Annotated in this window: 10 protein-coding genes, 1 tRNA gene, 1 pseudogene and 1 riboswitch; of the genes and pseudogenes, 4 read left to right on the forward strand and 8 right to left on the reverse strand. The window is 43.4% G+C overall.

The genetic code is table 11. The annotated features are described in order from the left end of the window. Window positions 1-351: 351 nt before the first annotated feature. The 3 genes and pseudogenes from A4S05_RS09765 to A4S05_RS09775 all read left to right on the forward strand — a co-directional run bounded on the left by A4S05_RS09765 (window position 352) and on the right by A4S05_RS09775 (window position 3,843). Window positions 352-1,583, forward strand: a pseudogene (locus A4S05_RS09765) (RNA-guided endonuclease InsQ/TnpB family protein). Window positions 1,584-1,694: 111 nt separating this feature from the next. Beyond that, window positions 1,695-2,990, forward strand: coding sequence for an MFS transporter (locus A4S05_RS09770; RefSeq protein ID WP_069069661.1), 1,296 nt, complete (start codon window positions 1,695-1,697; stop codon window positions 2,988-2,990). A 76-nt stretch (window positions 2,991-3,066) separates the two neighbouring features. After that, window positions 3,067-3,843 (forward strand): class I SAM-dependent methyltransferase, encoded by a 777-nt coding sequence (locus A4S05_RS09775; RefSeq protein WP_069069634.1) that lies wholly within the window; start codon window positions 3,067-3,069, stop codon window positions 3,841-3,843. A gap of 45 nt (window positions 3,844-3,888) precedes the next feature. Here the strand turns inward: A4S05_RS09775 and A4S05_RS09780 are convergent, their stop codons facing one another. From A4S05_RS09780 to A4S05_RS09815, 8 genes are all read right to left on the reverse strand, one after another. Then, window positions 3,889-4,869: a 2-dehydropantoate 2-reductase gene (locus A4S05_RS09780; protein ID WP_069069635.1), complete on the reverse strand. Its 981-nt coding sequence runs from the start codon at window positions 4,867-4,869 to the stop codon at window positions 3,889-3,891. A gap of 279 nt (window positions 4,870-5,148) precedes the next feature. After that, window positions 5,149-6,021, reverse strand: a complete 873-nt coding sequence (locus A4S05_RS09785) for an inositol monophosphatase family protein (RefSeq protein ID WP_069069636.1) — start codon at window positions 6,019-6,021, stop codon at window positions 5,149-5,151. Between the two features lie 734 nt (window positions 6,022-6,755). Beyond that, window positions 6,756-7,244 carry a PEP-CTERM sorting domain-containing protein gene (locus A4S05_RS09790; protein WP_069069637.1) on the reverse strand — a complete coding sequence of 163 codons (489 nt, stop codon included), beginning with the start codon at window positions 7,242-7,244 and terminating at the stop codon, window positions 6,756-6,758. A 76-nt stretch (window positions 7,245-7,320) separates the two neighbouring features. Next, on the reverse strand, window positions 7,321-8,058 hold the full coding sequence (locus tag A4S05_RS09795) for a cobalt-precorrin-6A reductase (RefSeq protein WP_084227061.1): 738 nt from the start codon (window positions 8,056-8,058) through the stop codon (window positions 7,321-7,323). A gap of 175 nt (window positions 8,059-8,233) precedes the next feature. After that, window positions 8,234-8,686: a DUF1636 domain-containing protein gene (locus A4S05_RS09800; RefSeq protein ID WP_069069639.1), complete on the reverse strand. Its 453-nt coding sequence runs from the start codon at window positions 8,684-8,686 to the stop codon at window positions 8,234-8,236. Window positions 8,687-8,708: 22 nt separating this feature from the next. After that, window positions 8,709-8,867: riboswitch (cobalamin riboswitch) on the reverse strand. A gap of 49 nt (window positions 8,868-8,916) precedes the next feature. After that, entirely contained in the window at window positions 8,917-9,696 is a 780-nt protein-coding gene (gene cobA, locus A4S05_RS09805) for a uroporphyrinogen-III C-methyltransferase (RefSeq protein WP_069069640.1), read from the reverse strand. Beyond that, window positions 9,693-10,442, reverse strand: coding sequence for a sirohydrochlorin chelatase (locus tag A4S05_RS09810; protein WP_069069641.1), 750 nt, complete (start codon window positions 10,440-10,442; stop codon window positions 9,693-9,695). The genes cobA and A4S05_RS09810 overlap by 4 nt, the downstream gene beginning before the upstream one ends. A gap of 138 nt (window positions 10,443-10,580) precedes the next feature. Then, window positions 10,581-10,964: a DUF4359 domain-containing protein gene (locus A4S05_RS09815; RefSeq protein WP_069069642.1), complete on the reverse strand. Its 384-nt coding sequence runs from the start codon at window positions 10,962-10,964 to the stop codon at window positions 10,581-10,583. 125 nt (window positions 10,965-11,089) lie between these two features. Between A4S05_RS09815 and A4S05_RS09820 the strand changes: the two genes are divergently transcribed. Next, a tRNA-His gene (locus tag A4S05_RS09820) sits at window positions 11,090-11,162 on the forward strand. The last annotated feature ends 233 nt before the right edge of the window (window positions 11,163-11,395 follow it).

Below are 11,395 nucleotides of genomic sequence, written 5' to 3' on the forward strand. Positions count from 1 at the left end.
ATCGACTTTTGTAGGTTGAGTTGAGGCACGAAACCCAACGCCTCAGAGATGTTGGGTTTCGCAGACTCAACCCAACCTACACAGGTTATTAAATCCACGATCCTAAATTGGGAATGGGGCATTGGGCAATAGTTAGAGAGTTAGAGAGACGCGATAAATCGCCGTCTCTACAAGGAATTTATCGAATCGCTGTAAGACCCCCGCCTCAACGTCTCGTAGGCGGGGGATGTAAAGCGGTTAAAAACTCAGCACTATGCGGATTGATATTGAGCGTTAGCGAAATAGAATCTGCATAGTAGCTAAGTTTTTAACAATCATGATATATTTTTTATGTGCCAAAGTTAGACATAAATGCTCGTATTCGAGGCAAAACTTGATGGACAAGACTCGCAGTATCGAGCGCTTGATGAAGCAATCAGAACTGCTCGTTTTGTGCGTAATAGTTGCCTTAGATACTGGATGGACAATAAGGGCATTGGACGCTATGACCTAAATAAATTTTGCGCTGTACTTGCAGCCAGTATTGAGTTTCCTTGGGTATCGAAGCTGAACTCAATGGCAAGACAGTCCAGTGCTGAAAGAGCGTGGTCTGCGATTGCTCGGTTTTTTGATAACTGCAAAAAAGGTAAACCTGGAAAAAAGGGATTTCCAAAGTTCAAGAAGGAACAAACCCACGGTTCTGTTGAGTACAAAACCTGTGGGTGGCGACTTTCTGATGACCACAGACACATCACTTTTAGCGATGGATTTAAAGCGGGAACTTTCAAACTCTGGGGAACCCGTGACCTGCATTTCTACCAACTTAAACAGTTTAAAAGAGTGCGGGTTGTACGTCGTGCAGATGGCTATTATTGCCAATTTTGCATTGACCAAGAGCGAATAGAAAGGCGAGAGCCAACGGGTAAAACTATTGGTATTGATGTTGGTTTGAACCACTTCTACACCGATAGTAACGGGGATACAGTCGCTAATCCTAGACATCTTCGCAAGAGCGAGAAGTCTTTGAGGCGATTGCAACGCCGGATGTCTAAGACTAAAAAGGGTTCTCAAAACAGAATTAAGTTTAGAAATAAACTTGCACGTAAGCACCTCAAAGTAAGTCGCCAGCGTCAAGACTTTGCTGTTAAGACAGCAAGGTGCGTGGTGAGGTCTAACGACCTCGTGGCGTATGAAGATTTGCAGGTGCGGAATATGGTCAAGAATCACCGTTTAGCTAAATCGATTAGTGACGTTTCTTGGTCGCTGTTTCGTGAGTGGGTTAAGTATTTCGGTAAGGTGTTTGGTGTGGTAACTTCCCGCCCCACTACACCAGTCAAAACTGCTCGAATTGTGGTGAAGTTGTCAAAAAGACTCTTAGTACCAGAACTCATGTTTGTCCTCATTGTGGACACACCCAAGACCGGGATTGGAATGCGGCACGGAACATATTAGCTCATGGATTAAGTACGGCGGGTCACGTCGGAACTAACGCCTCCGGAGAGACTGATCAATACTTGGGTGAGGAAACTCCTTCAAGCAAATCAACTCGTGGAAAGAGGAAACCTAAAGAGCGATCTTTGGAATCCCCACCCTCTACGAAGTAGGGTGGGGAGGATGTCAACTATCAATTATTGATTGACAGACTACTACTCCCCAATCCCCAATCCCCAATCCCCAGTCCCCAGTCCCCAATCCCCAATCCCCAGTCCCCACTCATGTCCCTAGCCTCCTTCCTAGCGCGTCGTTCTTTTCACTATGGCTGGATCGTTGCAGGTTTAACATTTTTAGCCTTGCTGGTAGCAGCCGGAATTCGCTCTGCTCCTGGAGTTTTTATAGTGCCTCTCGAACAGGAGTTTGGCTGGAGTAGAGCGACTATATCTTTGGCAATCTCTATTAACTTAGTACTCTACGGATTAATTGGCCCTTTTGCTGCCACAGTTATGGAGCGGATCGGCATTCGGCGGATGATGGCGTTTTCCCTTGCTGTCATTGCCCTTGGTGTCGGTTTAACCACTTTGATGTCAGCATCTTGGCAGCTAGTCTTGCTGTGGGGTGTAGTAGTCGGTTCTGGTAGCGGAGTTATCGCCCTGGTTTTGGGTGCTATTGTCGTCAATCGCTGGTTTTTGGAAAAGCGGGGTCTAGTTCTGGGCATCTTAACCGCCAGTACAGCTACGGGGCAACTAGTGTTTTTACCCATGCTGGCTTCAGTCGCCGATCGCTTTGGCTGGCGAACTGCGGCTCTAGGTTTGACTGGTGCAGCACTTTTAATTATTCCAGCGATCGCAGTCTTTATGCGCGATCGTCCGGCGGATGTCGGTTTGCGACCCTTTGGCGACAACCGCGAAACTGTGGAAGTGTTACCGCCCAAAGTCAATTCCATCGCTTCCACTGTTAACGCCCTTTGGCTGGGAATGCGTAATCGAGACTTCTGGCTGTTATCTGGTAGCTTTTTTATCTGTGGTGCAAGCACAAATGGGTTAATTGGAACTCATCTAATTCCTGCTTGTATTGACCACGGTATCCCGGAAGTCAAGGCTGCTGGGCTTTTGGCAATCATGGGACTATTCGATTTTTTCGGAACTACTATGTCCGGTTGGCTATCTGACCGCTGGAACAATCGTTACTTATTGTGTTGGTACTACGGACTGCGGGGTTTATCTTTAATTTTCTTGCCCTTCAGTTTCAACTTTTCCTTTTATGGACTTTCCATTTTCGCCGTCTTCTACGGACTTGATTGGATTGCCACCGTACCACCAACAGTCCGTCTGGTTGCCAACGTCTTCGGTAAAGAAAATGTCGGCGTGATGTTCGGTTGGATTGTCGCCGGACACCAGCTTGGTGCAGCCACAGCAGCGTTTGGAGCCGGAGTCTTGAGAACTTGGACAGGTAGTTATTTACAAGCATTTATTTTATCAGGCGTTCTCTGTCTGATTGCCGCAGTTTGTGTACTGCAAATTGGTCAAACTCCGACTAAGGGCAATTCACAGTTATCTTCAGTGATGGAAAATTGAATTTATGAAGTAGAACTACCTCCGTGGGTAGAGAACTTCTAGCCTAGACAATTGTTACAAAAATAGTTTTGAAGGTATGAAAATTGATTTTGGTGCAACTGCTACTGATTATGCAAAACACCGGGCTGGCTTCCCCAGTTCATTATTCAACAAACTGTCTGAATATGGTATAGGTTTACCAGGGCAGAATATTGTTGACCTCGGCACAGGAACAGGAACACTAGCGCGGGGCTTTGCTGATAGAGGTGCTTATGTAATTGGCATCGATCCATCAGTGTCACTTTTAGAACAAGCCAGACAGTTAAGCGAATCTGCTCAACTCAAAGTAGATTATCGAGTTGCAACTGCCGAGAATACCGAGTTACCAGATGCAAGTGCAGATGTTGTCACAGCCGGACAGTGTTGGCATTGGTTTGATCGTCCGCGTGTCGTCCAGGAAATTACTCGCATCTTGAAAGGAAATGGCTCGATCGCGATCGCTCATTTTGATTGGATACCCTTAAAAAATAATGTAGTTGAAGCAACGGAACAACTGATCAAAGCTCACAATCCAGCATGGAATCTGGGCGGTGGTAATGGCTTGTATCCTTTGTGGTTACAAGATATTGGCGAAGGAGGATTTAGAGAAATCCGCACATTTTCTTACGATGTATTTGTACCTTATACACACGAGGCTTGGCGGGGACGAATTCGTGCTAGCGCTGGCGTGGGAGCTAGTTTGACAACAGAAAAGGTAGAAGTATTTGACCAGGAATTGGCAAAATTACTCGAAGCAAGATATCCTACACAAATTCTTGAAGTTCATCATAGAGTTTGGGCTGCGATCGCCAAATCACCGCAATCTAATTCGTAATCAGGCTACGCACATTCGCTAACCCTGCACTAAGGTTAGTCAATTTCAGTATTTTAATTTAGTCGCCTCCAGCAGCTTGACGCTGGCATAAATAGCATCAATATAAGGTGTGGGGATTTGAGTGAGTTTTCCCAATTCTGCCACCGCGCCAACAATAGCATCTATCTCCGTGGAGCGTCCGGCTTCAATATCTTGTAGCATTGAGGTTTTGTGGGCACCAACATTTTCTGCCCCATTAATTCGCTGTTCCAAAGTGATGCCAAACTTTATACCCAAGTTTTCTGCGATCGCTTGAGTTTCAATCATCATCTGCCGCGCTAGTTCACGGGTGAGGGAATAGCGGCAAATATCCTCTAAAGTCGCACCAGTCAGGGCACTGATGGGATTAAATGCCACATTACCCCACAATTTGATCCAAATTTCCGTGCGAATTTGATTACGGATTGGTGCTTTGAATCCTGCCTGTTTTAAAGTTTGTGCCAATAATTGAATGCGTTCGGTTTTAGTGCCGTCGATTTCACCGAGAGTAAAGCGATCGCCTTCAATATGTTTAATTACACCTGGTTCAACTATCTCAGTTGCCGGGTAAACCACACAACCAATAGCACGTTCAGCACCGATACTAGCTTCAATAATCCCATCTGGGTCAACAGATTGAATCCGCGTACCTTCATACTGACCGCCATGTTGACGGAAGTACCACCAAGGAACGCCATTTTGGGCTGTTACCACCATCGTGTGAGCATCATAGAGTGCAGGGAGAAAAGGTGCGATCGCAGGTACACTGTGAGCCTTGACAGTTAGAATTACTACATCTTGTGTCCCTGCTGACTGGATATCACTAGTGGCCAAAGATGGAGTAGCAATTTGGCTGGAACCATCTGCCATGAGCAACTTTAGTCCTTTTTTTTGAATTGCTTCCAAATGAGAACCACGTGCAATCACGGTCACTGCTTCACCTGCCAGTGCCAGTTTTGCCCCTAAATATCCACCAATCGCACCCGCACCAACAATACAGATTTTCATTGTGTCGAAAAAATATAGATCGTGGAAGAAGGTATCCAGTTCAGTTCCAAGTAGTGAGTTTCCCACCTTAAAGTGGCTACGGTGTACACACAAGTCCTAAAAACCTAGCTTGATAAGCATTTCCTCGTTCCCAGTCNNAGGCAGAGCCTCTAATCAGGCATTCCTATGCTCTGCATAGGAACGAGATAAAACTCATTACTCATTACTCATTACTCATTACTCATTACTCATTACTCATTACTCATTACTCATTACTCATTACTCATTACTCAGCACTCACTAGCAGGCAGCTAGGCTTTGCATTGCTAACAGCAAGTCTTGATGAACAGATTTTGAAGCAGCTACTATCAATCCAGGTAAGCTATAGTTTTGACAAGTATGCAGTGGCGGTAAAGTCGAACCGTCTAGAGTAGTTACAATCCAGCCAGCCTCTCTTGCAATAAAAGCGAGTGCAGCACCATCAATAAATTTTCCTGATTTGATTACTGCTCCACTCAAGTCACCGCTGAAAATACCATTGAGATTGGGAATCTGAATATCACTAGAGTAATCAGTTGCTATATCGAGTACTTGATATCGATCTTTTAGTAAAGGTGCGATCGCATTCATTCCCCATCCCAACAAAATAGAAGGTTTGGCGGATGTTATCTGTAATGGGGCACAGGCTTCTAAGTTCATCTCCAGCGTCCCTTTAAAAGCACCTTCGCCTCGAATGGCATAAAAATAAATGTTTTGAGCAGGGGAAATGGCAATTACTGCTTCAAAGTCATCCGAATTTAGAATACTGAGAATAATTTGGTAATTAGAATGTCCATCCATATAAAACTTCGTGCCATCAATCGGGTCAAGTGTTACTAAGTAATCACCTTCTGAACCGAGGTCGGTAGCACGAAAATATTTGGTATTATTAGAACTTTCATATTCTTCACCATAAAAGCGAATATCTGGGAAAGTGCCCAGTAATACTACTTCTACTAAATTTTGAATAGCCACATCTGCATCAGTAAGTGCAGCACTAAAAAAGTTGTTTCCTTGTTCTTTGGCAGGAAGTGCAGCAATTTTTGGTTGAAGAACATTGGCATAGGCTGCTGCTACTTTGAGATGGGGGAGTAAAGTCTCCAAAATTAATCGAGTAGTTGGTTTTGTGGACATTGCAGCAAACTCCTTTCAGAAATAATCTACCGTTGACAGGACGATAGAATTCTATATCTAGACAAAATTACGGTATCATCTGGATGCAATGATACTACCGTTTGTCTCAAAGAACATATAGACAGATCGCAATTTTTATCGTCAAATTAAAGGTTTATAGCAGGAGGCAGGAGGTAAAAGTATTACTATTCCTAGCCTTGGGGTTTTCAAAATGTCCTAACCTATGTGGCTACGGCTATACAGCAGTTCTCATGTGTTTGAACCACATCTGTCGTAGGGGCACAGCATTGCTCATTGGTGTCAACTTAACGCGAAACCTCACGTCCGCCAGGGATTGTAAATCCCTGTCTCATAGTTAAAGTCCTCTGAAGAGGACTAAAGAGCGCGAAAATTTTCGCAATTAGTCTCTTAATTATATTCCCTGGTGGGTGAACAACACCTAATCAGTACGCTATTTTTGGCTTAAGTTGACACGCATGAGCAATGCTGTGCCCCTACCGCGTGGTCTATTTACCTGAAAATAGCTGTAAGACCGAACGTCAACACCTAGCTAAAGTTTAAGTCAGGCTTTAAATCCCATCTGAAAATCTCTTCTCTAGAAGATGCTACGCATAGCTTGCTTCCCTGTAAGGGTAAAATCTTGAATTGTTATTGATGGTTTTAGGAAATTTTTTTGAGCTTTTTCTGAGTGAATTTGGATAGCTTGTTACGTGTAAGCTAAAAATAGAAGTGGGTTAAGGGATGGTGATTATGGTCGCAGAAAAACTAATGGGTAATTCACTATCTTCTAATCCTAAATTTTTCAAACCTGGTCTAGTTGGCGCAGAAAACATCTCTAAATAACCTGGTTTCGGCAAAAAATTAGCGAAAAATGGACTTGAATAATGTCCTTCTGAAGTGGAATATGCAAAACCCTTACCCGTTAACTGCTGAGTATTAAGACTAATTAAATCATCAACATCAAAAGGTTCATTTCCTGGCATTGGAGTCCCAGGGGCTTGCAAACCAGTAATTTTTTCACCATTTCGTGTACCAGTAATTCCAGTAATCAGGTAAAAACCTAAATCGTTAGGGGTGTCATTAGTGATGAAAGTACCGTTTGCTGCTATGCCAGTACCAGAATAACTCCAGTTCCAACTTAAAGCAGAGGCGGCTGGCATTGTCCCGAAAACTAATCCAAAAGTGGTGGCGAGGACTATGGCATATAGAGCTAGATTTTTCATGGAAGTCGTTAATGCGATCGCGGATTTTGTAGAAGGTTCCCGTGTATTATACGGAAATTCAGAAAGATCGTATTATTTAGCAGCGATCAAATAACCACTTCAAAGCAGCATCAACATTACTAACCTGTTCTCCTGGCGGGATGGCTGGACGATTTACCATCACAACTTTTACACCCAGTTCTCGCGCTGCAATGATTTTGGCCTTTGTTGCATCGCCACCGCTATTTTTGCTCACGATGGTATCAATATTGTTATTAATCAGGATTTGTCTTTCATTATTGAGGGTAAAGGGCCCGCGATCGCACAATACCATTCCCAACGGCACTAAAGCATCATCAGTAGGTGGGTCAATCATCCGCATCAGAAACCAAATTTTCTCCAAATAAGCAAAGGCAGCGAGTTCTTGCCTACCAACGGTCAAAAATACCCGCTGTGCCTGATTTTGCAAAGATGCTGCTGCGACTTCAACGCGATCAACTTCAATCCAGCGATCGCCACTTTCTTTTTCCCAAGGGGGACGAATTAACATCAGACGGGGTACTCCAACTTCTGTTGCGGCATCTGCTGCATTAAAGGAAATCTGAGTCGCAAAAGGATGGGTTGCATCAATTAATAAGTCGATTTGCATGATTCGCAGATAGCTAGCTAATCCAGCCACGCCACCGAAGCCTCCAACCCGCAAATCCCCCAACGGTATTGATGGTTCACGGGTGCGGCCAGCTAGAGATGTGATTGCTTCTAACCCTTGGATAGTCGCAACTTTGGCAGCTAGTTCTGCGGCATCTCCCGTTCCACCTAGAATCAAAACGCGCATCATTAAAAAGGAATCAGAATTCAGAATTCAGGATTCAGAATACTCTACCCATAAACGGATAGGTTAAAGGAAGAATATTTGAATTTATTTTTGCCCACGGTGAAAGAGGTTTTAATCTATACTAAAACTCTCGCGGACTTGCTTTGCTTAACTCTATCCGCCACTCGTACAGAATTCATACTGAATTCTGACTCCTGACTCCTGAATTCTGTTTTGATAAAGGCGGAATTTTTGCTAAGATGCCTTTTTTCAGTGCTTCTGGACGCTCTGACCAAGGCAGTAAACCATCTGCTTTAGCATAGTATTGACTAGCACATTGCAACACCGCAGAAGCACTACCATCAACTTCTAAGTCACCAAATAAATATGTTAATTTGCCTTTGGCAGTAAAGGCGACTACACAAGAACGATTACAAGCACTCATGCATTCAACTTCCTGAATCGGGAATTCATCTCGTAACTCCCAATCTTGGGCAAGCTGCTGAAGTTGATGTAGAAGTTTTTCACCACCACTTTCACCTAAGCGATTTCCATTTTGCCAAACACTGGCACAGGTTTTACAAACAAATAAAGTATGTTCAGCAACACCCAAGGGATTGGTTGGGGAAATATTTAAAGTCGTAGTCATCTGTACCTCGCAGATATAGTGAAACTGATAAATCTATTTCGGCGGGCATCCTGACTTACTCAATTTGGTTCCTTAATCTCAAATTAGTTCACAGTTGCGGGACAGTGCCGGATTTGCACCGAACTTTCCCCGTTACCTCTGGTAGCTGACTCCTACCAGAACCGAATAACCTTATCGATCATACACTAGTGGTCATCTAACAATATGAAACGACAAGCTTTGCGCCAACATCATACTGGACGACAACCAGACAAAATACTGTGCATATTCACTACTTGTCCAATAACTGCGATCGCAGGCGCACCAAATCCAGTTTGCTCTACCTGCTCTACAATTGTTTCTAAAGTACCAATCAATTCTTCTTGTTCGGGGCGCGTACCCCAACGCACCAAAGCAATGGGTGTTTCTAAATTCAATCCAGCTAAACTTAATTGTTCGACAATATAAGGCAGATTGTGAATTCCCATATAAATTACAATGGTTTCGGAACCGTGAGCGATCGCACTCCAATTCACTATCGGTCTATACTTACCCGCCGCTTCATGTCCAGTTACAAATATCACCGATGAACTATACAGTCGATGCGTCAAAGGTATACCTGCATAAGCCGCTGCTGCAATTCCCGATGTGATACCGGGCACTACTTCCGTTGAGATTCCAGCTTTGACTAATTCTGCCATCTCTTCGCCACCGCGACCAAAAATAAACGGATCGCCACCTTTTAGCCGTACTACAATTGCATGATCCTGCGCTTTATCAATCAGCAATTGAGTTGTTTCTTCCTGGAACAGCGAATGTTTCCCCCTCCGCTTACCAGCATTAATTTGCTCGGCTTGGGGATTAATCATTGCCAGAATTGCCGAACTAACTAAGGCATCATAGATAACGACATCTGCACATTCCAACAAACCTTTGGCCTTCAAGGTAATTAAACCTGGGTCACCTGGCCCCGCACCTACTAAATAAACCTTTCCCAAATACTTGCTCTCCTGTTTCTCTGTGCGGTTCATTTATCTGTTAAATCCCAAATTAGCTCGGCTAATTCTGCACTTGCTCCCAGTGGCGATGCCAATTGGAAATTCACCGCAGAAAATTGTAATTTTAACTCCTCTATTGAAGTAGCGATCGCATCAGTTATTCCACCAGCGAATAAAAAGTATGGCAAAATTGCAATTTCCCGATAACCAGCAGTTACCAACTCTTTCACTCGTGATTCTAAACTAGGAGGCCCAGCCCAATAAGCAGCCACCGCTCCCAAACTCGCCGCCATTGCTTCCACAGTTTCTTGAGAACCTGGGCGACGGCTACCATGAGCTAAGAGAATCCATGCTTCTGCTTTTGTCGCAGCTATTTGCTTGGCCAGCAATTTCTCTAAATTGGGATGAGAGCCTAAACATGGTTGCAACTCAATGATGATATCTTGACCAATAGCCTGTTGTGCTAGTGCTACTTCGGCGGGAATATCTGTCATCACATGCACTCCCGGCAGCAAAAATAGCGGTACAATTTTTAGGCGCTTATCGTTCTGAGGTAGTTTGCGATCATCACCAAAAGCGCTCTTAGCAAATTGTTGAATCTGCTCGTGTAAAGGCTGAGGACTCATTTCTAAAGCCGCTATACCAACCAAATGTTCCTTATTTAATGGGTTGAAGTTTTTTGGCAATTGATTACATACCAGCCCTGCTAGTTGCTGCATAGCAATTTCTGGGCGGCGATCGCGGCTTCCGTGAGATACTAAGAGATAGGCAGATGACATCGGCAAAAATTGAACTTTCTGTTACTATTCTTACTTAATATTAAGTTGGGGGGTAATAGATACCCTGGTAATTCTTGAAGAAGAATACTGAATGTTGGATTCTGACTTGTTCTTCAAATTCTCCCCCTTCTGCTTGACTCATTGTTCTTCAGCAGTGTAAGTATAAAATTGATCAAAAGCTCCCACCGTTTCAAATTTATAAGAAGGTATCCAAGAACTTATTTTTAAATCTGTACGGTAAACGCTAAAAATCACGTAATTTTGTCTTTCTGTAGTCCTGGCAATAATTTCTTGGATTTGCGGATTAGCCGAGTCAACCAACTTATCACAATTAAAACGGATTAAATTTTCTATAATATTCGTAGTGCTTTTGCATACATCGGTTTTTAAATATTCTGACAACCTTTGCACTGCATATTTTTCATATTCAACCTGACTGGGATTGGTCTTCGCCATTGTCACACCCAAGGCGGCGAGTCCTGCTGCTGCTCCAGTATATGCAATGATGGTCAATGGTTTCATGTTTGCCAAGTTAAATTCGTAGTAAATCGTTAGATTCCAGAGACTCTAAATCAACTAAATCCGTTCCTTGAATAAAAACTCTTGATCGCTAGCCAAATTATTGCTATAATTCAAATTGTTGAATGGCGAGCGTAGCCAAGTGGTTAAGGCAGTGGTTTGTGGTACCACCATTCGTGGGTTCAATTCCCATCGTTCGCCCTATATAATTTCATAGTTATCCATATATTCCTAGAAAAGTGGGTTGTGGTTCTGAACTTTCATAAACATCACTTTAGCAAGAATCTGTCGTCTATAAGTTCATAGACTTGGAATGGTTACAAATCCACGATGATTAATTAGCTTATATTATCAAGAAGTTGATGTATATAAGCAAATCTACTTTCTAAATGAAAATTAGTATACAGCTTAAATATTTATCCCCCCAAAGATAG

It is taken from the genome of Nostoc sp. KVJ20, from assembly GCF_001712795.1.
GTDB lineage: Bacteria > Cyanobacteriota > Cyanobacteriia > Cyanobacteriales > Nostocaceae > Nostoc.